Annotated in this window: 20 protein-coding genes, 1 tRNA gene and 1 pseudogene; 13 read left to right on the top strand and 9 right to left on the bottom strand. The window is 60.7% G+C overall.

The window, feature by feature from the left end; translation table 11 throughout:
* Nucleotides 1–364 (bottom strand): annotated as a pseudogene (locus MESS4_RS26345) (flagellar motor protein MotB); the annotation flags it as partial.
* Nucleotides 365–562: 198 nt separating this feature from the next.
* Here MESS4_RS26345 and MESS4_RS26340 point away from each other — a divergent pair.
* Complete coding sequence (locus tag MESS4_RS26340) at nucleotides 563–1,009, top strand: YcgN family cysteine cluster protein (RefSeq protein ID WP_006337827.1); 447 nt, start codon at nucleotides 563–565, stop codon at nucleotides 1,007–1,009.
* A 209-nt stretch (nucleotides 1,010–1,218) separates the two neighbouring features.
* The gene (locus tag MESS4_RS26335) at nucleotides 1,219–1,575 is read left to right on the top strand and encodes a hypothetical protein (protein ID WP_006337826.1); all 357 of its coding nucleotides are present in this window, start codon (nucleotides 1,219–1,221) and stop codon (nucleotides 1,573–1,575) included.
* Between the two features lie 257 nt (nucleotides 1,576–1,832).
* Here the strand turns inward: MESS4_RS26335 and MESS4_RS26330 are convergent, their stop codons facing one another.
* Nucleotides 1,833–2,543, bottom strand: coding sequence for an SIMPL domain-containing protein (locus MESS4_RS26330; RefSeq protein ID WP_006337824.1), 711 nt, complete (start codon nucleotides 2,541–2,543; stop codon nucleotides 1,833–1,835).
* A gap of 134 nt (nucleotides 2,544–2,677) precedes the next feature.
* Here MESS4_RS26330 and MESS4_RS26325 point away from each other — a divergent pair.
* Nucleotides 2,678–2,753 (top strand) — tRNA-Ile (locus MESS4_RS26325).
* A 214-nt stretch (nucleotides 2,754–2,967) separates the two neighbouring features.
* Here MESS4_RS26325 and MESS4_RS26320 read toward each other — a convergent pair.
* The 6 genes from MESS4_RS26320 to MESS4_RS26300 all read right to left on the bottom strand — a co-directional run bounded on the left by MESS4_RS26320 (nucleotide 2,968) and on the right by MESS4_RS26300 (nucleotide 6,756).
* A complete protein-coding gene (locus MESS4_RS26320; RefSeq protein WP_006337818.1) occupies nucleotides 2,968–4,659 on the bottom strand; it encodes a recombinase family protein in 1,692 nt (563 codons plus the stop codon).
* Complete coding sequence (locus MESS4_RS32815; RefSeq protein WP_081609866.1) at nucleotides 4,656–5,162, bottom strand: DUF2924 domain-containing protein; 507 nt, start codon at nucleotides 5,160–5,162, stop codon at nucleotides 4,656–4,658. The genes MESS4_RS26320 and MESS4_RS32815 overlap by 4 nt, the downstream gene beginning before the upstream one ends.
* A gap of 5 nt (nucleotides 5,163–5,167) precedes the next feature.
* Nucleotides 5,168–5,521: a DUF3489 domain-containing protein gene (locus MESS4_RS32810; protein ID WP_006337816.1), complete on the bottom strand. Its 354-nt coding sequence runs from the start codon at nucleotides 5,519–5,521 to the stop codon at nucleotides 5,168–5,170.
* A 335-nt stretch (nucleotides 5,522–5,856) separates the two neighbouring features.
* Nucleotides 5,857–6,201 carry a hypothetical protein gene (locus tag MESS4_RS26310; RefSeq protein ID WP_006337815.1) on the bottom strand — a complete coding sequence of 115 codons (345 nt, stop codon included), beginning with the start codon at nucleotides 6,199–6,201 and terminating at the stop codon, nucleotides 5,857–5,859.
* Nucleotides 6,179–6,466, bottom strand: a complete 288-nt coding sequence (locus tag MESS4_RS35065; protein WP_006337814.1) for a hypothetical protein — start codon at nucleotides 6,464–6,466, stop codon at nucleotides 6,179–6,181. Before MESS4_RS35065 ends, MESS4_RS26310 begins: the two co-directional genes overlap by 23 nt.
* Complete coding sequence (locus MESS4_RS26300) at nucleotides 6,463–6,756, bottom strand: hypothetical protein (protein ID WP_157385686.1); 294 nt, start codon at nucleotides 6,754–6,756, stop codon at nucleotides 6,463–6,465. The genes MESS4_RS35065 and MESS4_RS26300 overlap by 4 nt, the downstream gene beginning before the upstream one ends.
* Nucleotides 6,757–7,396: 640 nt before the next feature.
* On the opposite strand from MESS4_RS26300, the gene MESS4_RS26295 reads away from it, so the two are divergent.
* The 3 genes from MESS4_RS26295 (at nucleotide 7,397) to MESS4_RS26285 (ending at nucleotide 10,822) form a co-directional block, all read left to right on the top strand.
* Nucleotides 7,397–8,293, top strand: a complete 897-nt coding sequence (locus MESS4_RS26295; protein WP_006337811.1) for an alpha/beta fold hydrolase — start codon at nucleotides 7,397–7,399, stop codon at nucleotides 8,291–8,293.
* Between the two features lie 114 nt (nucleotides 8,294–8,407).
* Nucleotides 8,408–9,109, top strand: a complete 702-nt coding sequence (locus MESS4_RS26290) for a TetR/AcrR family transcriptional regulator (protein WP_006337805.1) — start codon at nucleotides 8,408–8,410, stop codon at nucleotides 9,107–9,109.
* A gap of 690 nt (nucleotides 9,110–9,799) precedes the next feature.
* Nucleotides 9,800–10,822, top strand: a complete 1,023-nt coding sequence (locus MESS4_RS26285; protein WP_006337802.1) for an alcohol dehydrogenase catalytic domain-containing protein — start codon at nucleotides 9,800–9,802, stop codon at nucleotides 10,820–10,822.
* A gap of 75 nt (nucleotides 10,823–10,897) precedes the next feature.
* Here MESS4_RS26285 and MESS4_RS26280 read toward each other — a convergent pair whose 3' ends face one another.
* Nucleotides 10,898–11,491 carry a TetR/AcrR family transcriptional regulator gene (locus tag MESS4_RS26280; RefSeq protein WP_006337801.1) on the bottom strand — a complete coding sequence of 198 codons (594 nt, stop codon included), beginning with the start codon at nucleotides 11,489–11,491 and terminating at the stop codon, nucleotides 10,898–10,900.
* Nucleotides 11,492–11,641: 150 nt separating this feature from the next.
* Here MESS4_RS26280 and MESS4_RS26275 point away from each other — a divergent pair, with 150 nt between their 5' ends.
* From MESS4_RS26275 to MESS4_RS26245, 7 genes are all read left to right on the top strand, one after another.
* Nucleotides 11,642–12,814: a patatin-like phospholipase family protein gene (locus tag MESS4_RS26275; RefSeq protein WP_006337800.1), complete on the top strand. Its 1,173-nt coding sequence runs from the start codon at nucleotides 11,642–11,644 to the stop codon at nucleotides 12,812–12,814.
* Nucleotides 12,815–12,915: 101 nt separating this feature from the next.
* Nucleotides 12,916–13,701, top strand: coding sequence for an acetoacetate decarboxylase (locus MESS4_RS26270; protein ID WP_006337799.1), 786 nt, complete (start codon nucleotides 12,916–12,918; stop codon nucleotides 13,699–13,701).
* The gene (locus MESS4_RS26265; RefSeq protein ID WP_051070932.1) at nucleotides 13,685–14,515 is read left to right on the top strand and encodes a 3-hydroxybutyrate dehydrogenase; all 831 of its coding nucleotides are present in this window, start codon (nucleotides 13,685–13,687) and stop codon (nucleotides 14,513–14,515) included. The genes MESS4_RS26270 and MESS4_RS26265 overlap by 17 nt, the downstream gene beginning before the upstream one ends.
* Nucleotides 14,516–14,752: 237 nt before the next feature.
* Nucleotides 14,753–15,835 (top strand): efflux RND transporter periplasmic adaptor subunit, encoded by a 1,083-nt coding sequence (locus MESS4_RS26260; RefSeq protein ID WP_006337796.1) that lies wholly within the window; start codon nucleotides 14,753–14,755, stop codon nucleotides 15,833–15,835.
* Nucleotides 15,835–18,933 carry an efflux RND transporter permease subunit gene (locus tag MESS4_RS26255; protein ID WP_006337795.1) on the top strand — a complete coding sequence of 1,033 codons (3,099 nt, stop codon included), beginning with the start codon at nucleotides 15,835–15,837 and terminating at the stop codon, nucleotides 18,931–18,933. The genes MESS4_RS26260 and MESS4_RS26255 overlap by 1 nt, the downstream gene beginning before the upstream one ends.
* A 67-nt stretch (nucleotides 18,934–19,000) precedes the next feature.
* Entirely contained in the window at nucleotides 19,001–19,546 is a 546-nt protein-coding gene (locus tag MESS4_RS26250) for a hypothetical protein (protein WP_006337794.1), read from the top strand.
* A gap of 160 nt (nucleotides 19,547–19,706) precedes the next feature.
* Nucleotides 19,707–20,147, top strand: coding sequence for a hypothetical protein (locus tag MESS4_RS26245; RefSeq protein WP_006337793.1), 441 nt, complete (start codon nucleotides 19,707–19,709; stop codon nucleotides 20,145–20,147).
* Nucleotides 20,148–20,647: the final 500 nt, after the last annotated feature.

The raw sequence follows: 20,647 nt of genomic DNA, 5'->3' as shown, positions 1-20,647 counted from the left end.
GTGGCTGCTGCTCGTCGTTTGCGGGAGCGGCCTGTTCGGCGGGTGCCGATTCGGTTTGCTGCTGCTGGTCGCGCTTCTTCCTGCGTGGCTGCTGCTCGTCGTTTGCGGGGGCAGCCCGTTCAGCAGGGGCCGATTCGGTTTGCTGCTGCTGATCGCGCTTCTTGCGCGGCTTCTGCTCCGGCTCCGCCTGCTGATCGCAGGCCTCGCCTTCAGCGCAATTCGATTGCGCCAGGATGATCGGTGCTGCGGTCTGCTGCGAGGGGCCGAACGTGGCGCTGCCTTGCAGCGGGAACGCGCCCAACGGCGCGGATGCCATCAACAGGCCAAGTGCCGTGCCTGCCAGTACCCGTGGTTGGCGTTTCATCTGAAATCTCCTTGTGGCGTCCCATCCCGGCCCAAACTGTCGTCAACCGGATTGGTTCCGGTTTGCGGGCATTAACGGCAGCGGAGGGCGGTTGACCGGCATTTTGAAGGCGACTTCGTGTTTTTCGTATGGTGCAAGGTCGCATTTCGGGCCGTTGCCGCGCTTGACCTTGAAGCAGGCGGGGGCCACATCCCAACGATGGAAAAGCCGTTCTGGAAAACCAAGACGCTCGAGGCGATGAGCCCGGCCGAGTGGGAATCGCTTTGCGACGGCTGCGGCAAATGCTGCCTGTCGAAACTCGAGGACGAGGATACCGGCGAGATCTATTGGACGAGTGTCGGCTGCCGGCTGTTTAACGCCGACACCTGCCGTTGCTCGGACTATGCCAACCGGCTGGCGCGCGTCCCCGACTGCGTCGGGCTGACACCGCAGAATGTGCGCACCATCACCTGGCTGCCCAGAACCTGCGCCTACCGGCTGGTCGCAGAGGGGCAGGACCTCTACTGGTGGCACAGGCTGGTGTCGGGAAATGCCGAGACGGTGCACGAGGCCGGCATCTCGATCCGCGGCCGGGTCAGCGCCAGCGAGACCGAGCTTGCCGAGCCCGACGACTATTTCGGGCATTTGCTGGACGACGAGCCCTAGGGAGCCAAGTCCGGAACCGACTGCGCGACCGGGCGTTTCCGTCCAGATTGTTCAGAAACTGCCGGTAATTTTCCCGTTGTTGCCCCTGTTATTGCCACATGAACCGGAAATGAACGGTTGGTTCGTAAAAAGTTCAGACACGCAAGCGCATTCTTCGCTCATCGGTTCGACCAGGACGGGGCGGAAGCCCTCAACAAGGAGAGAAGACAATGTTCAATACGATCAAGACGGCGACCCTTTCGGCCCTTATCGGCCTCGGCACGCTTGCAGCGGTTCCTGCTCACGCGGACAGCATCTATCTCGGCTTCGGCAACGACAACGACCCCCGCGTCGGCGTCTATTCCGGGGACGATGACGGCTACCGCCGCGAGTACCGCCGTGATCGCGACTGGCGCCGGGCCTGCTCGCCGGAGCGCGCCGTCAACAAGGCCGAGCGCATGGGCTTGCGCCGCGCTCGCCTCATCGACATCAACCGCCGCACGGTCAAGGTCGCGGGCCGCCAGTATGGCGACCGCGTGGTGATCGTGTTCGCCAACGAGCGCGGCTGCCCGATACTCTATCGCTAAGCGTTCGGCACGTTGCCGACCGGCAACGGCCGGGACCTTCTGCGAAGGTCGGTCTGAAGCATGATCTTCTGCGAAGATCAGACCGGAGACACGACTTCTGCAAAGGTCGGTCTGGATCTTCTACGAGATCAGCTTGGAGTAGCGGAGCCCCTTTCCTCTGGAATGGAAGGGTGCGGCTCAAAAAAGAACCCGGAGGACCTGTCCTCCGGGTTCTTTTTTCCGCGATGACAGTCGCGATCAGGCCGTTCAGGCGGTGATCACTTCAGCTCGAACGTGACGGTGACCTGCACGGTGTAGGAATTCTCGCCGGCCTGCACCGGAACCGATGCCCCTTGCACGTCGAAGGCCTTGGCGTTGATCGGCATCGGCGCCGGCGCGACGTTCTGGTCGGTGATCTCCAGCACCCGACCGATGCTGACGCCGGCAGCCTCGGCCAGCGTTTTGGCCTTGGCCATGGCATCGGTGACTGCCTTCTTGCGAGCCTCGGTGACCGTGGCAGCCGGGTTGTCATTGGTGAAGGTGATGCCGCCACCCTGATTGACGCCGAGCGAAACCGCCTTGTCCAGAATCTCGCCTGTCTTGTCGACGTCGCGCACGCGCACCGACAGCGTGTTGGTGACCTGGTAGGCGACGAGTTCGGCCTCCTGGCTGCCGTCCGGCTTGTTGGTGTAGTTGTAGCGCGGGTTGATCTGAATGCCTGCGGTCTGCAGGTCGCGGTCCTTGATGCCGGACGATTTCATCGCCGCGATCACGGCGGCCATGGCGTCATTGTTGGCGTCGAGCGCGGCGCGCGCGGTCTTGGCTTCGCGCATGACGCTGAGCGTGAGCAATGCCAGGTCGGGTGCCACGGTCGCCTGGCCTTCGCCGGACACGACGATGCGGGGTGGAGGCTGCGTGTCGGCAGCGCGGGCCATTGCCGGAAAAGCGATCGCGGCGGCGAGCGCCAAGGGCAAAAGATATCTGGTCATGAAAACTCCTCAGTCTGCGATCCAGTCGCTTTCGTCGAGTAGGGTGAGAATATGGGCTGATTTGGGCGATCTCAGCTACCCCACCCGGAAAGCCTTGTGCGGCTCGGGGAAAAACATTAATCCAGCCACGTGTGGGGCCTGTAGCTCAATGGTTAGAGCCGGCGGCTCATAACCGCTTGGTTGGGGGTTCGAGTCCCTCCGGGCCCACCATCCAGTCCCGCCGTTTTTCGGGGTTTTCGACTGTCCCAGAATAGTCCCGACATTTCCGTGGGTTAGCGCCGAGTAGTGGGCAACACTTGGCTGAGACGCCGCGGTCAGCGCCCAAAACACCTCACTTTTGGTCGTCCGTCTCTGTAGGGCGATTCCGTAGCCAAGTGTTTGCCAAAGCGATGGTCGACTGATCAGCGAGATGCTCGCCGGATGGTTAGAAGCCGAGGAGTGCAGACTGGTCAGTCCAGGCAAGGGGGAGGTCCGACAATCGGGACAGCCGATGCGCCGTTAGTTCAACAGGTTGATCACCTGCAACTATGTTGGCCGCAATTTTCGGAGCGAGGAAAGCGAAGGGCAGGAGGCGGCTCACCTCGGATGTATCGGTGCCGTTGAGCATGGCAACGTCGGTGAGGCTGCGCTTGGCTCCGTCCGTAAGTTGGTGGAGGTACAAGTGGGCTCGACGCAGAAGGTCGATCAAACCACCATCGGGTTCTCCGTTGCTGTTAGATCCGTCCGTAAGCACGATCCGTGTTTCGACGCCGCGCCGCTTCATACCGATGGGACATTCGATGGAAGTTACCTGGGTGCCGTCGTTGGGTGGTGGCAGCTTTCGGTCGAGAAGCAATTCCGATAGCGAGCGGCGATCCAGTTCGAGCGTCAATGACCCCGGTTGGAGGGTGATCCTGCGAACGATCTTTTGGAGCAGAGATCGCTTCACGTCCGCTGTGCTCGACGTCCAGCACAACCGCATCTCCTCGGCTCGCCGCATCGCCGACTGGATTTCGGTCCCTTCGGCCCATTGCCGAATCCAATCAGACAGTTGGGCATGATCGCTGAGAATCCGATTCAGGCGATGCTCAACAACTGATTCAAGTGCTGGCGCTGGAAGACGCCAGCCATCGGACCCGTTTCGGCGCTGGTCGACGAATTGCTTTGAAATATAGTAGCGGTAGCGAACACCTTGCTTGTTGGCATAAACCGATCGCAGTTTCTCGCCGGCTTCATCAAAGAGCAGACCGGTGAGCAGATGAGGTTGCGTGACATTGGATTCGCTTCGCCGCCGCGGCGCCTGAGAGGCGAGAAGTGCCTGGGCCTCCTCGAACGTGGCCGATGTCACGATCGGCTCGTGCTCTCCATCGTAGACCTGATCCTTGTGCCTGATCTTGCCGATGTAGATCGGGTTCGAAAGCAGGTGGTAAAGGTTGCCGCGACCAAACGGCATGGTCACAGCAACTGATCCGTCTTTGCGTTGTCGCGACCGTGTCAAGAGCCCGTCGCTTGCAACCTCGTCGACAAGATCCCGAACCGACTTCAGGGTGAGATAGCGGTCGAACAGGTGTCTGACTGTTTGTGCTTCGGTTTCGTCAATCACCAGCTTGCGGTCCTCGACGCGATAACCCAGCGGCACCACGCCGCCCATCCACATGCCTTTCTTTTTCGACGCCGCGATCTTGTCACGGATGCGCTCGGCTGTGACCTCTCGCTCGAACTGAGCGAAGGACAAAAGTACGTTGAGCGTGAGCCTGCCCATTGAGGTGGTGGTGTTGAACTGCTGGGTTACCGAGACAAACGACACGGAGCTTGCATCAAAAATCTCGACGATCTTGGAGAAGTCCATGAGCGACCGGGTCAGGCGATCGATCTTATAGACGACCACTACGTCGACTTTTATGTCCCGGATGTCCTGGAGCAGTCGCTTCAGGGCAGGACGTTCCATGGTGCCGCCCGAAATGCCGCCATCGTCGTAGTGGTCTGGCACCAGCTTCCAGCCAAGACCGACCTGCGATGCGATGAAGGCGACGCAGGCTTCGCGTTGGGCATCGAGCGAATTGAATTCCTGTTCCAATCCTTCCTCGGTCGATTTGCGAGTGTAGATTGCACAGTTGAGGCGAAGCGTCGTCGTCATAGTCCAAAGAACCTCGGGCCAGACCAATGGGCGCCGGTGATACGGCGAGCGACTGCCGACAGTGATCCGTACGTTTTGCCGTCGAGCACAAAGCCGTCGTCCACAACTTCGACGACATGCATCCGGCCATTCCACTCCCGCATCAGGCGGGAGCCGGCCTTGGGTGGAATAGATCGCGGCGGCGACGTCAGTACCTTGTCCAATGACCCTGGCCGGACTGATGGAACTCCGTCTTGGCGATCCGACCCAGTATTGCCCGGTTGGATAGCATTCACGTTGGTCCTCCGCGCGTTGCCTGTCCCCAGTGTCTTCTTGACGGTCGAAGTCAAACCACCCAAACGCTTGGCTTGGAGATGCCAGACAGCCGATCGTTCAAGCAAACCGCGTTTGACCCCTTTGGGTGGGAGACAGCCATAGGCGTTTGCCCAGGCCGCAGATAGTTCGTCGCGTGTGAGATCGCCGACCCCGGCGATCTCACTATCTAGATCGAGCCGCTTGCGCATCGAGGTCAACCGGCGGTCTTCGCCTCGACAATGCGGTATCGCCGCTGTCCGTCCTTGCCGATTTCGCTCACCACCTCATGCCCAAGCTTCTTCTTGACGGTGCCGGAGAGAAAGCCGCGAACCGAGTGCGCCTGCCATCCGGTCGCATCCATCAGGGTTTGGATTGTAACGCCTTTGGCCGACTTCAGCTTCTTGAGGACCATGTCGGTTGTGGTAAGCGCCGCCGGAACCTCATCCTTGGCTTTCTTGACTAAGATGGTCGCCCCCGATTTTGCGCGGAGCTTCCGGGTTGGGGTGCTGTTGTCGACGGTGGACGCCGTATCAGCGGCTTCCGCATTGTCCGTCTTGAGGATAGACATTTCAAATCTCCGTCAGTTCGAAGCCCGGACCATTCCGGCGCTTGTACTGACCGAAGCCCGCTGTCCTGGCGGGCTGGAGATTCTGCTCGGTGTTAATCCGCTGCTCTTACGCAGCGCTGGGAACACCAATGCTTCGTTGCCGTATGAAGTCCAGTCGAATGTCGCTCCCTCGTGGTTATTCGACGGAGTCCCCTGCGGATGGAGCGAGGGCTGCTTTGCGCCTCATGTCGGTCGTCGAGCCGATCGCACGGGAAAACCCGCAAGCGGATATTCAGGCGAGCAAACGGAAGCTGCCTTCATGCCAAAAGAGGCCCCCGCAGAATTGTGGCCGATGGCTAAATAGACCGCTTCTTGAATAGGTCGTCAAAGATGCGATCGGCACCCCATGCCTGGGCGGAAGTGAAGGCGAGCAAGCGTTCATCCTCCCGGTCAAGCGGTTGCTCTCCTGGCTTGTAGCCGAGGTCGTGCTCTGCTTCGGACCATGCATGCTGAAAAAGCGTCTTGATCTGTAGCTCGAAGACATCTGGGACGAGAGTCCTGTCCTCAGCAGCGCCATAGAGGTCGCTCGGCATTATGAGGATGTGGTGCCTACCAAAGTATCCAAACTCCCATTGGTGCTGGGGAACGACGTATTTCGATCCGATGGGTCGAAACTCCCTAAGGATAAGCTTTTCGATCACCGGAACATCGCTCGAATAGAAGGGTAATTATTCTCACGCCGATCTGATCTTGAATCTGGTTGAGTGGGTCATCGTACTTCAACCTGTCACCGGCCTTCTTCTCCGCCTTGCTCATGAAGCGATCGATTGATTTTGCGCGTGCGGTCACGCGGTCAATGCGAGGGGTGCCCGCAAAGATCTCGGTCAGATTGCCGATCAGCTCTGTCGCCACTGGTGTCAGCGCTTTGGCATGTCGGTTCGCATAGTCGGTTCGAAGATTCGTCATTTTGACCTCGCTACTTTCTCGGTCACGACAGAACCTACAGTGGAGTATTTGTATTCTCCGTCAACTCCAGCGTGGACCGGCTCCTTTGTGAAGACCTCATCAAACTCGGCCGATGGCGCGGTGAGCACCGCTCCGGAGCTCAGTTCCACTGTGCGGTACGCCACCTGCTCCGTGAAGACGGGAGCGTCGAAGATGGAACTCTCAGCCTGGATTGCGGGGTCTTTTATCTCGGCAAGGATAGCGTTGCGGGTGGGCTCAGAAAAGTGGAAGTGGTCAAGGAAGTCGTTCACGCTCGTGGTCAGTCCCTGCATACCCGGGCCGAGGGTGACCGCAGACGCTATCTCCTAAGATGTTATCCCTGCGCCCGGTGAGCAAATCCGGATAATGCAAGCGCTAGGAATCGGCAGGTTTGCACGGCTCGCACCCTCTCAGTCACAGAACATAAGTTCATATTGACTTTATGGTCGTTTTGACTATGCTGTATGCAGTGCGTCGACGACCGCGTCTTCCAGGGTAGCGGGATTGACAGTTTCTTGGCGATGAAACGGCCCGGCTGCGCGCGTATAGAAATAGGTCAGATCCACAATGCCAACATCTGCCTGCCGACGTCAGCCGGGGAAATTCGGAAGCTCTCTCTTGGTGCTTTCGATTTTAGTGACCCTTTGCTTGGTCGCAAATGGCTGCGCGACCCGAGCAGGAAACGTGCTCCAACCTCCTGCAGTCGCCGCGAGCGAGGCCACGCGGGTTAACCTACTTGTCGCCACAACACGCAAACCGTCAACGGATCCTGACCGACTTTATTCAGGAGAGCGCGGGACCGCGATCTCGTTGGACAGCGTTACTGTCACCATACCTCCGGACCGAAACCGAAAGATCGGTCAGATCCAGTGGCCTTCACGCCTTCCCCCTGATCCTGATCGGGAGTTTGCGGTGGTCGGCGTCGACAAAGTCGCAACGGAAAGGCACGTTTTCGATTGGTTCCGCAAGAACCGAAACGCAAAACGGCAGGTGCTCATTTTCGTGCACGGCTACAACAACTCTTATGCCGACGCCGTTTTTCGTTTCGCTCAGATCGTTCATGACGCGGGAACCGACGCAGCGCCTATTCTCTTCGCTTGGCCATCGCGGGCCAAGGTCTTCGACTATCTTTACGACAAGGAGAGCGCGAACTATTCGCGCCGGGCCCTGGAAGACTTGATCCTCCAGGCCTCCATGAGTCCTGACGTCGACGACGTCACCATTCTCGCTCATTCGATGGGGACGTGGCTTGCCGCGGAAGCGTTACGCGGTGTTGCCATGCGTAAAAACTGGATCCCGGCTAAGGTCAGGAATGTCGTCTTGGCGTCTCCGGATATCGACATCGACGTGTTTCGCCGTCAATTTGTCGAAATGGGGCCGAATAAGCCGCGTTTCACAATCTTCACGTCGACGCGGGACAAGGCTCTTGAGTTCTCGCGATTGCTATCGGGTGGAATTTCGCGTGTCGGCGGTACCGATCTCACGCCATATACGGCGGTTCTTGAAGAACTCGGAGTTACCGTTATCGACACGAGCGCCATCGCATCGGGAGATCCACTCGGCCACAATGCGTATGCCGACAGCCCCGAGATTGTTCGGCTGCTGGCGCAGCGCCTAGGCGGTCGATCGTTGACGGCAGGCGAGGCTAAGTTCTCGGATCGCGTAACTGCGGCAGCAGCCAGTCTCGGCCGGCCGGCGAAGCGCAAAACTGCTAAGGGCCCGGTTGACAGCAGCGAGGCACGCAAATTGCTGAAACGCGAGCCTGTCACGTCGACCGGACAGATCGTTGATGGCCAGATCTCGTACTAAGATATCTGTGTAGACTGGCTACGACCAAACGAACGACAGGGGCTAACAGCTGCGCCTAGACGTTGCGGTCAATATGACCTATTGTACAATTCGTAACCGGAGATTGGGCCACTGATGGCGAACATTAATCCCGCGCGTAGAGCTGAAATTGGGCGCGAAAAGCGCGTGCGAACCCGTGCAGAGCTCGTTGCCGCGGCCAACTCGTTGTTCGCCAAGCAGGCCGTGGAATCGGTAACAGTCGACGACGTAGTCAAAGAGGCCGGCGTCGCCAAGGGTACGTTCTATGTTCACTTCGATGGTCTGAATGGATTGACGGCGGCGGTCGCGGAGGAACTGGTCCGGTCTTTCGACGAAATGCTGCAGTCCGACCGGCTCTCACTCGACGATCCTGCCCTTCGGATTGCGTTCGGGTGCAGCGCATTCATAGATAAGGCCCTCAATGATCCTCGTTGGGCCAGCCTTGTCGCCAGGATGGCGACGGTAGATGCAAAGGGTGGCGAACTCCTCCGAGGCCGAATCTTCGAAGACCTGCAACAGTTCTCGAACAACCTGCCGGACGGCGGGCCATCCGCGCACCTGAACCTGGAAATCGTCGTTGGGATCATGCTCCAGCTCATGCGCGCGCTTGGCGAGCGCAGGCTGTCGCCGCTCGATCGTGATGCGGCCATAAGCGCCATCCTGCGCGCGATCGGGCTCAATGCCCGGGAGGCGAAGTCGGTCCTCACGCGCTTGCCTACATCTGCCGACGTCGCAACGTCTGATGGGCCGCCGCAACGGAAGTCTCAGCGCCCAGGTGCGGGGGGCAGCGGGGCCTGACATTGGACTGCCGACCCTCACGCGGCGATCTCCGTTATCTGTTCGTTGAGATTGAGGGCTTCGTCGCGACTCCAGATCTGGGCATATATCCGGTCATCAGAGCGTGGCGGGGCGCCCTTGTGTTTCAACGGGCGCTTGAGCAGTGAAGCATCAAAAGTAGGCGCTGCAAGTGCGGGGGCGGCACTCGCTGCGCGCAGCCGCTCGGCGTGACGGTCAGGAGTACATCCCAAGATCGACGTTGGCGGACGGTGGACAATGCCGAGATTGCCTCGGCAGGCTTGAACACGACAGCTTGAGTTTTGTCGCCCGGTCCACCGTCCCGTTGATTGTGAGCTGGAGCTATCACCACAAGCGGCGTGAAGACGTATCCCCAGAACAACCGCCTCATTGCATCCGCCCCTGTACTCGGCTTCGGCTTGCTTTCGAAGCGCTTCGTGTGCTGCCGCGCAACATTGAATTCACGCCATTGCAAAATTCACATTGACTAAATAGTCGTTTTGACTACACAGTGCAAAATTGATCCGTGTGGCCTTGCCAGAATGAAGAAAAGCTAGTGACAAGCGTGATTGAAACTCCAGGGTCGCACGTGCTCGCATCCCAGTTGCAGCACGCCCTCGAACGGCGTGCATTCAAATCGGTGGCGTTGGAGTGTGACGGCGCCGACCTCGGCAACGCACGGAGGTCTAGGGCATGACATCAGGCGCTGCAGCCCTGTGCCTCGGGCCTGGTGGCTCAGGCGGATTTACGGTTCGGCAATTTACCAGGCGAAGGCCGGCCGCAGATGAACTCGAAGTCGCGGTGACCGCAGCTTCGGTTAACCCGATCGATGTGCGCCGCTCCGAAGGCTACGGCCGTAGGCTGCTGTCGCTATTGGGAGCCGGCAGGTTTCCTTTGATCCTCGGCAATGACCTCGCGGGCATCGTGACCGCCGTGGGCTCACGGGTGTCGACCTTCAAGACCGGCGACCGGGTTTACGGAGTGAAGCCCGCTTCCGCGGAAGGGGCTCACGCCAGCCACGTGTTGGTCAAAGCTGTCCACATGCTGGCCGCCCCTGGGGATTGGGACCTTCATGCGCTCGCTGCAATTCCCTATAGCTTTACGACGATGTGGCTCGCCGTACGTGGAGCGGGCCTTAGCCGTGAGAACGCTGTCGGAAAAAATGTGCTGGTCCACGGTGCGGCCGGCGCACTCGGAACGTTAGCAACGCAGATGCTCTCCTCATGGGGCGCGAGAGTTACGGCGATTGCTCGGAAGTCAAACAGCAAGGTGTGTCTTGAGGTGGGTGCCGCCGAGGTGGTCGAGCGAACAGACGATCTGTTCGTCTCGCTGTCGCGCTCTTTCGACGCAACCCTCAACTTCGCCACTTGGGAAGATGATCTCGCGCTGATCGGCTGTCTGCGCGACGGCGCGCTCGGTCACGCAACCACCGTGCACCCAATGTTAGGCAACTTCGACCGGCTTGGCTGGCTGCGCGGTATGCTAAGGACACTCTCGCAAAAGAAGGATCACCGACGCGCGCTGCCGAAGGGCGCCAGCAATTACGCATGGGTCCTCTTCAAGCCGGACAAGGCAGCACTGGATGATTTGCGCCAGTTCGTTGAACACAACCAAGTCAGCCTCCCGATCGGGCTGTGCAAGCCGCTCGCAGCGGCAGGCTTAGCATTCGACCACGTCAGGAAAAGACAGCCGGGGCGCGTGCTGCTGCTGCCCTGACACCACGTCGAGACGTTGCGACGGTGCGTTGTCCATCAAACATCCGTAGGGCAGGGATGCTTTATCCAACCCTATTCAGCGCTGACCGAGGCCCAGAGCTCGAAGCGTTGCGTCGAGCGCTTGGCTGGTCGTTTCCGGCCGGGGACCGCGCGCAATAATTCCGCGCGTCACCTCCAGCCATATTCCAATGGCGATGTCGGCCGCCAACTCAACGTCGCGCACGCTCACTCGACCCTGAGCAATCGCTTCCTCGATGTCCGCCTTGAGGTTCGCGCGAACCCCTATGCCGAACTCAATGGGTGATTGCGAGCTCTGAATAACAAGACGAGCCCAGTCCGTGTCCGCGCTCGCTCTCTCCAGGAATCTCATGAACGCGAAGGAGAGGCGCTCGATCGGATCCCGCCGCTCGAGCCTCGCAGGCGACAGCAGCTCATCAAAGCTCTGACTGAGCCCGGCTCCCACCGCAGCGGCCAGATCTCCGATGCTCTTGAAATGGCAGTAGAAGGTCCCCTTGGCAACGCCCGCAGCCTCGACCACAGCATCCACCGTAACCGCCTCGTGCGTACGCCCCCCAAGCAGCGTCGCGCCCGCTTCCACGATCTGCGCACGCGTCCGCGCCCGCTTCTCACGCCCTATCTCCGCCCTGCGCGCCACATCTACTTTTGCCATGCGTCATGTCCTTTTTGCATTGCACCATTACGCAATTCTCATATTGACCACATAGTCGTTTTGACATATAAGTGCAAATTGAAAATTGAAGGTCGCGATGCGGACGGCGAAGGGCCGCGAGGTCACGCTCGGTGAGAAGGAAAGCATTCGATGAACGTTCAGTCCCAGAAGGATTTCCGAACGGCGGAACGGCGTCTCCCTTTCGAATGCATTGCGTTGGTGTTGCAAGGCGGCGGGGCTCTTGGAGCCTACCAGGCTGGCGTCTACGAAGCCCTTGCGGAAGCCGGCATTCATCCAGATTGGGTTGCCGGCGTCTCCATTGGCGCCATCAACTCCGCGATCATCGCTGGAAACGAGCCGGCCGAACGGGTTGCGAAGCTGCGGACCTTCTGGCGGGAGATCACTGCCAATCCGCTTCTCGACTGGGCTGCCGCCACAGACGCTCTTGCTCCGAAGGGCAATCTGCCGCGCGCACTCTTCAATCAATTTAGTGCTGCCTGCGCGCTCGTCGGCGGTGCCCCGGGCTTCTTCAGCCTGCGGCAGCCCGCACCCTGGCTGCACTCGGATGGCTCGCTCCAAGGTACAAGCTTCTACGACACCAGCCGGCTGAAGAGCACTCTGGAGCGGCTTGTGGACTTCGACCGGATCAACGCGGGCGGCATGCGTTTCAGTGTCGGCGCGGTGAACGTGCGGACGGGAAATCTCGTCTACTTCGACAATGAGACGCATACGATCCGGCCCGAGCACGTGATGGCCAGCGGCTCGCTTCCGCCCGGCTTCCCTGCGGTCGAGATCGAGGGCGAGCTCTACTGGGACGGCGGCCTCGTTTCCAACACGCCGCTGCAGTGGGTCGTAGAGCACGGGACGCGGCAAGACACGATTGCCTTCCAGGTCGACCTGTGGAGCGCGCGCGGTGAGATACCCCGCAACCTGGCCGACGTCGCGGCGCGGCAAAAGGATATCCAGTATTCGAGCCGCTCGCGCGCTCATACCGACCAGTTCAAGCAGTACCAGCGCGCCCGGCACGCTCTCGCGAGCCTGCTTTCGAAGCTGCCGCCCGACTTGCTTGCCAGCGAAGAGGCAAGAATGCTGGGCGGGATTGCAGACCACAAGGTCTACAAGCTCGTGCACCTCATCTACCGCGCAAAACAGTATGAAGACCACTCGAAGGACTACGAGTTCTCGCGTTTGTCGATGGAGGAGCATTGGCGGGCCGGGTACTTCGATGCCGTTCGCACATTGCGCCATCCTGAGGCACTGAGTCGGCCAGACAATCTGGACGGGGTCAGCACCTATGACCTTGCCATCGACGGGCTGGAATAACGGTCAGCCCAAAGACGACTGACGCCCCGTGCCGGTCGCGAAGGCGACCGGCTCTCCTGAACGGAAATGAACCGTCGATCCAGCCCAAAGGAATTTCAGACATGCACCAAGACACTGTCCGGGCGAAGGCTTTCGCCATGCCACTGACAAGCCCGGCCTATCCGGCCGGGCCATATCGCTTCCGAAACCGGGAGTATCTGATCATCACATATCGCACCGATCCGCAGAAGCTACGCGACCTGGTGCCGGAGCCGCTTCAGGTCGTCGAGCCGCTCGTGAAATTCGAGTTCATTCGCATGCCGGACTCCACCGGCTTTGGCGACTACACCGAAAGCGGGCAGGTCATCCCGGTCTCCTTCCGAGGCCGCAAGGGCAGCTACACCCACTGCATGTTTCTCGATGACCATCCACCGATCGCCGGCGGACGCGAGTTGTGGGGTTTTCCGAAGAAGCTCGCCAGCCCAACGCTTCGAACGGAGACGGATACCCTTGTTGGCACGCTCAACTACGGCCCGGTCCGCGTCGCGACCGGCACCATGGGCTACAAGCACCGAGCCGCCGACCTCGCGAGCGTGAAGGCTTCGCTCGCCGAACCGAACTTCCTCCTCAAAATCATCCCGCATGTCGACGGAACGCCGCGCATCTGCGAGCTCGTCGAATACCACCTGGAGGACATCGATCTGAGGGGCGCCTGGACCGGCCCGGCAGCCCTGAACCTTTGGTCACACGCGCTGGCCCCAGTTGCCGAGCTGCCGGTCCTGGAAGTTGTGTCGGCGGTTCACATCGTCGCAGATCTCACGCTCGCGCTCGGGAATGTCGTGCATGACTACCTCCTGCCGGCCGAGCCTCGCCATCGGAAAGGAAGAATCCATGAACTTGCATACTGAGATTTCATCGAACAAGCGCTCCGATGGAGCCGGCGGACGGCTCCTGGACAAGGTGGCGGTGATCACTGGAGCGGCGAGCGGCATCGGCAAGGAGATTGCGTTCAGCTTCGTCCGCGAGGGAGCAAAGGTGGTCATCGCGGATCTTGATCAGACCGCGGCGCAAAAAGCCGCGTCCGAGATCGATCCGTTGGGCCAGCGTGCGCTCGGGGTTGGCATGGATGTCAGCAGCGAGGAGCAGGTGGAAAGCGGAATGGCGAAGGCGATCGAAATCTTCGGGCGCCTCGACATCCTGGTCAGCAACGCTGGCGTCCAGATCGTGGCGCCGCTCGTGGAGTTCGAATTCGCGAAATGGCGGAAGCTGCTTTCCATCCACCTCGATGGGGCCTTCCTGACGACCCGCGCCGCCCTGCGCCAGATGTACAGGCAGAACAGCGGCTGCATCATCTACATGGGATCCGTGCATTCCAAGGAGGCGTCGCCGCTCAAGGCTCCTTACGTCACCGCCAAGCACGGCCTGATCGGCCTGGCCAAGGTCGTGGCGAAGGAGGGTGCCGCACACGGGGTCCGCGCCAACGTGATCTGCCCCGGCTTCGTGCGCACACCGCTGGTCGAGAAGCAGATTCCGGAGCAGGCGCGTGCGCTTGGGATCTCCGAGGCGGACGTCGTCAAGAAGGTAATGCTCAAGGAGACGGTCGACGGCGAATTCACGACTGGGCAGGACGTGGCCGAGGCAGCGTTGTTCCTGGCGGCCTTCCCGTCGAACGCGCTGACCGGCCAGTCGATGGTGGTCAGCCATGGATGGTTCATGCAGTAGCGACTTTGGAGACGCGCGCCTCCTGACCCCTACCCCGCGCGATCTCCCTCCCCATCCGCGATCAACCGCGTCAATTGCCGTACTTTTTGCATTACACAATTGCACAATTCTCATATTGACTATCTAGTCGTTTTGACGTACACATTCAAAATGAAATCGAGCCTCGGCCGCTAAACCGAAGTTCCTTCATCAATCATCAGTTCCCTGCAACCTCGATCCTTTCGAGCGGAGGCTTTCATGCGCCTATCGTACGGCAAATTCCTTTGTGTCTGTCTCGCCGGCCTTTGTCTTGCCGGCTGTTCCGAAGAGGAGAAGGCAGCGTTAGCGGCACCGCGGCAGGCGCGGGCAGTGGTGGTGACGCCTCACAGGCTTGCCACGGTGGCGCAGGGCGCCGGTCGCGTCCAGTCGCGTTATGTCAGCGAGGTCGGCTTCGAAGTCGGCGGCCGCGTCATCTCCCGCGATGTAGACATAGGCGCCATAGTCAAGAAAGGACAGAAGCTCGCTGAGCTCAGTGCCGTCGATTACCGCAACAAAGTGACCGCCGCCGAGGCCGATCTCACCGCGGCCAAGGCCACGCTCATCCAGGTCGTGGCCCAGGAGGAACGCTTCCGCATTCTGCTCGGCAAGGGCTTTACCACCCGTTCCCAATACGACGAGGCGCTGAAGTCGCTGCAGAGCGCACAAGCTGCCGTCCAGGCGGCCGAAGCCAATCTCCGTATCGCCCAAAACCAGCTCGGCTACACGCAGCTGCTCGCCCCCGACGACGGCATCGTGACGGCAACGGCGGCGGACCCCGGTCAGGTCGTCGTCGCGGGCCAGATGGTCGTCGAGATCTCCCGCAATGACGCGCGCGAGGCCGTGTTCGCTGTCGCCGGCTCAGACATCGCCGGGGCAAAGCTCGGCATGGCGGTGAACATTTCGATCCAGGGCCGGCCGGACATCTCAGTCATCGGCGCGATCCGCGAGATTTCGCCCGAGGCCGACAGCACTACCGGCACCTATCAGGTGAAGGTGGCGCTGGCTTCGCCGCCGCCAGAGATGCGGCTGGGGGCAGTCGTCGTAGGCCGCGTCGAAAGCGAAGGAGCCCAGGAGGTCACCACACTACCCCCGACCGCACTGCTGCAGTCCGGAGACAAGCCGCAGGTCTGGGTGATTGGCGGTGACGGCAAGGTTCAGCGTCGGGACGTCCAGCTGCTTCAATTCGATACGGACTCCGTCGTCGTCAGCCACGGGCTGTCGGCTGGAGAGAAGGTCGTGACCGCCGGCGTCAATTCGCTAGCAGACGGTGAGTTGGTCAACGCCGAGATGGAGGTGAAGTGATGACCCGCTTTAATCTTTCAGAATGGGCCGTCCACAACCGGGCCATCGTCGTATTCCTCATGCTCGTCTGCGTCATCGGTGGCATCAGCGCCTATGAGCGGCTCGGCCGGCAGGAGGATCCGGACTTTACCGTGCAAACCATGGTGGTTCAGGCGGTCTGGCCCGGCGCCACTGCCGCCGATATGCTCACGCAGGTGACCGACAAGCTGGAGAAGAAGCTCGAAGAGACTCCCAAGCTGGATTACCTCAAGAGCTACACCAAACCCGGCCAGGCAACGATTTTCGTCTACCTCAAGGAGTCGACGCCAAAGAGCGATCTCGACGCCATCTGGTACCAGGTCCGCAAGAAGGTCAGCGACGTTCAGGCGACGCTTCCCCCCGGCGTGATCGGCCCCTTCTTCAATGACGAGTTTGGCGACGTCTTCGGCGTCATCTACGGGATCACCTACGACGGCTTCACGCCGCGAGAGGCCCGCGACTTCGCCGAGACGGCGCGGACCGAGTTCCTGCGTTCGTCCGATGTCGGCAAGGTCGAGATTTTTGGCGACCAGGACGAGAAGATCTATCTCAGCTTCTCACCCCAGAAGCTCGCCAATCTCAAGCTCAATCTCGACGAAGTGCTGACGGCGATCGCCCGCCAGAACGCCGTCGTGCCCTCCGGCGTCATCAACACGCCGCACGAGAACATGCTTGTCGACGTCACGGGCTCGCTCCTGACACCCGAGAATGTTGCGAACCTCAACCTCTGGATCGATGGGCGCTTCTACAAACTCACTGACATCGCCAACGTTCAACGCGGCTACAGCGACCCGCCCACGAAGATGTTCCGCGTCAACGGCAAGCCGGCTATCGGCATTGGCATCAACATGCGCGAGGGCGGCAACAACCTCGAATTCGGCGAAGGCCTGCACGAAGCGGCCAAACGCCTGACGCAACGCGTTCCCGTCGGCATTAATCTCAATCTGGTTTCGGACCAGCCCGAGATCGTGCGCGAGGCTATCGGCGAATTCACCAAGGCGCTGGTCGAGGCGATTGTCATTGTGCTCGCCGTCAGCTTTCTCAGCCTCGGGCTCAGGGCAGGGCTCGTGGTTGCCCTGTCAATACCGCTGGTACTGGCGATCGTCTTCATCGCCATGGAAGCGATGGGCATCAGCTTGCAGCGTATCTCGCTTGGCGCTCTCATCATCGCGCTCGGCCTCCTGGTGGATGATGCGATGATCACTATCGAGATGATGATCTCGAAGATCGAGGAAGGCATGGAAAAAATCAAGGCGGCTACCTTCGCCTACACTTCTACCGCCTTCCCCATGCTATCGGGAACTCTGATCACGATCCTCGGCTTCCTGCCGATCGGCTTCGCCGACAACAACACCGGACAGTACACGTTTTCGCTGTTTGCGGTCATTGGGGTTGCGCTGGTTGCGTCCTGGTTCGTGGCCGTGATCTTCGCGCCGGTAATCGGGCTTTCCTTGCTGCCTTCCCGCATGAAGGCGCACGCCCATGGGCCTGGCCGCTTCATGCGCGCTTTCATCGGCTTGCTCGGTTTCAGCATGCGGCACCGCTGGCTCACCATCGCCGCCTCGCTTGCCGCCTTCGGTGCCTCGCTCTACGGCATGGGTTTTGTGCAGCAGCAGTTCTTCCCGGCGTCGAACCGGCCCGAGCTTGTGGTAACGATGACGCTGCCGAAGAATGCCTCGATCGCCGCGACCGAGACGGAGACGAAACGGCTGGAAGAGTGGCTTGCCAGCGACCCGGACATCGCCAGCTTTTCTTCCTATGTGGGCGGCGGCGCCATCCGCTTCTATCTGCCGCTCGACGTCCAGCTCGACAACGACTTCATGGCGGAAACCGTGGTCGTAGCGAAGGACCTCGAGGCGCGCGACCGCGTTCTGATGAGGCTCCAGACGCTGTTTGCCGACAGCTTCCCGGACGTAAAGGCCCGCATCTCGCGCCTGGAACTCGGGCCACCCGTCGGCTGGCCGGTGCAATACCGGGTGAGCGCGCCGACGGCCGAGGAGGCGAGGGAGCACGCGGAGGAACTCGCAAATGTGCTGCGGTCATCCGGACTTGTGCGAAACGTCAACTACGACTGGGCGGAGAAGAGCAAGGAGCTGCGCATCGTGGTCAATCAGGATCGCGTGCGTCAGGCTGGCCTGAGCTCGCAACAGGTCGCGCAGGCACTCGACCGCGTGATCAGCGGCTCGACGGTCACTCAGCTTCGCGACTCAATCTATCTGGTCGATGTCGTTGCGCGGGCCGAGAGCAGCGAGCGCTCAAGCGTTGAGGCCTTACGCAATCTTCAGATCCCCACCGCGACAGGCGCCTCGGTGCCCCTGCGCGAGCTTGCCGAGTTCCAGTATGATCTCGACGAGGGTTATGTCTGGCGTCGCGGCCGCCTGCCCACCATCACAGTTCAGGCGGAACCGCTGCCGGGGCTGCAGCCCGCCTCAGTTCACGAGCAACTCGCGGGCGCGATCGAGGGGCTGCGCAAGTCGATGCCGGCGGGCACCCTGATTGAGACCGGCGGTACGGTCGAGAAGAGCGGCCAAAGCAACGCCGCGCTACTGGCCCAGTTTCCGCTGATGATCACGCTGATGCTTACCGTACTCATCGTGCAGCTAGGCAGCTTCCGCCGGATGGCCATGGTGATCAGCGTGGCGCCGCTCGGCCTCATCGGGGTCGCGATCGCGCTGCTGACGACGAGCACGCCGATGGGCTTCATCGCCATCCTCGGGATCATCGCACTTGCAGGCATGATCATCCGCAACTCCGTAATCCTCGTCGATCAAATCGAGCATGAGCGGGCGCGCGGCATCGATCCGTGGCAGGCGGTGATCGACGCGACCACGCACAGGTTCCGGCCGATCATGCTGACCGCGGCTGCAGCCATCCTTGGCATGATCCCCATCATGCACGACGTGTTCTGGGGGCCGATGGCCTACGCCATTGTCGGCGGGCTCGCCGTGGCCACGGTGCTGACCCTGGTCTTCCTCCCGGCCCTCTATGTCGCGGTCAATGGTATCCGGGAGAAGGACGAGCCGACGGCATCGGCCGAGCCGGATGCGATTGCGGCGCCCATGCTCGCACCTCAGCACTGAGAAGGGGATCGGTATGCCGGAAACGTCGTCCTCTCTCCTTCATCGCTACTTCGGATCGGATGCAACAATGTACGCCGGATCCGGTGAGACCGCCCGCGAGTATGTCGACAAGATGCTGCTCTCAGCGCTGCAGGAAGCGCAAACGGCGGCGCGCTCCTACGACACGAGGGCGCAGATCGTGGGCGTGGGCTACATTCTTGCCCTTAACCTGGTGCTGCGGTTCGGCGATCTTCTGCCGACACATGCGCCAATCGGGCCGCTGTTCTATGCGGTCGTCTGGGGGATCGTGATCATGCCTATAATACAGTTCGGCCAAGTGCTTTATCCGAGCCGGATGCGCGTGGAAAAGGAATTCAATGGCAAGGTGTCCGGGGCTTCCGCCGTTGCGCCGGTCTACTATGTCGAACCCGGCTCCTTCTCCGATGTCCGTGCCATGGTCCACCAGGCGTTGAAGTCCGATTGGACGTCGGTGCTGGCCACCGAATTGCTGAAGACCTCGCGTGTCCGGACCATCAAGCAGGCGCGCTTCCACCGCGGCCTGTTGATGACCGTTTTGTCCTTCATCGTGCTGGGTGGCGAGCAGTTTCTTAGAAGTTTTTCGCTGGCCTGGTGAGCAACATGACAAATTTGAACGACACCACGAGCTATGAGGCCGGGGAGTGGAGCAGCCGGCCCCACCTCCTTTTCCGCTACCGCAAGGGAGAGCTTCGGCTCGGCAAGGATCAACTCCTCCGCCAGGCCGGCGCCCGACCGGAAACTTCAAGAAGAGTCGCATGACTATGGACCCAGCAACCATCACCGCCGTCTCCGCACTGGCCGGTTCCGCCATTGGCGCCTTGTCATCCGTTGCCACGAGCTGGCTTACCCAGCATCGTCAGAATCGGATGCAGCGGCTCGAGCAGGAGGCCTCGCGTCGCGAGCGGCTTTTCGGCGAGTTCATCGACCAAGCATCGAGGGCCTATGCTGACGGAGTGGTCCAGGAACGCTTGGATGACCCGTCCAAGCTGGTCCCGATGTACACCGCCATTAGCAAGCTTCGCCTATTTGCGATGCCAGCCACCATCGGGGCCGCCGAGGCGGTGCTTGAACACGTCGTTACGACATACGAGACGACTTCGTCCGCCTTGGCGGCCCGGCACTCGCGCGTGGCCGCCCATGACATTCTGCGCGTGTTTGCAGAGGCCTGCCGCGCGGAGCTGACTTCCGTGCGCTAACTCCGGAAGACTTGCACGCTGAACAAGTTCATCAGCGCCGCACCTGTACCAGAAGAAGCCAGCTCGTTATCCAATATTGCGGGGATGGGAAGCCTGTTCAGGGCAGGATCGCTTGCCGTCCCCAGGCCCTCACGGACGAACGCGGACGATCGTCTTCCCGGTGCGTCGCTCAAACGGGTTGAAGGCGGAAACGGCATCATCGAGGCCATTCCCCGCCTTTTCCACGATCGGCGTCGTCACTGCCTTCGCGCAGATCGATACGCGGTTCTCTCAACGACATTGAGTGATATCCGCCCTAGGTTGCCTTCGGCCCTTTTTCGATGAGATTTGCAACAATGGCACTCAGTTGTGACATCGCAGGACTAAGTTTCCCAATACACTGCGGGTATCTTTGCCGTCGTGTTTGCTGGTGGTGACATCGAACCATACGCCGAGTTGGGGCGCGAAGCTGCCAAGCCCCAATCGCCGAATGAAAGTGCGCTTCGGGTCAGATCAGGTCC

The organism is Mesorhizobium sp. STM 4661 (assembly GCF_000359125.1).
Classification (GTDB): domain Bacteria; phylum Pseudomonadota; class Alphaproteobacteria; order Rhizobiales; family Rhizobiaceae; genus Mesorhizobium.
Note: the sequence above shows the minus strand (reverse complement) of the source record. Positions and strands in the feature narration are given on the sequence as shown.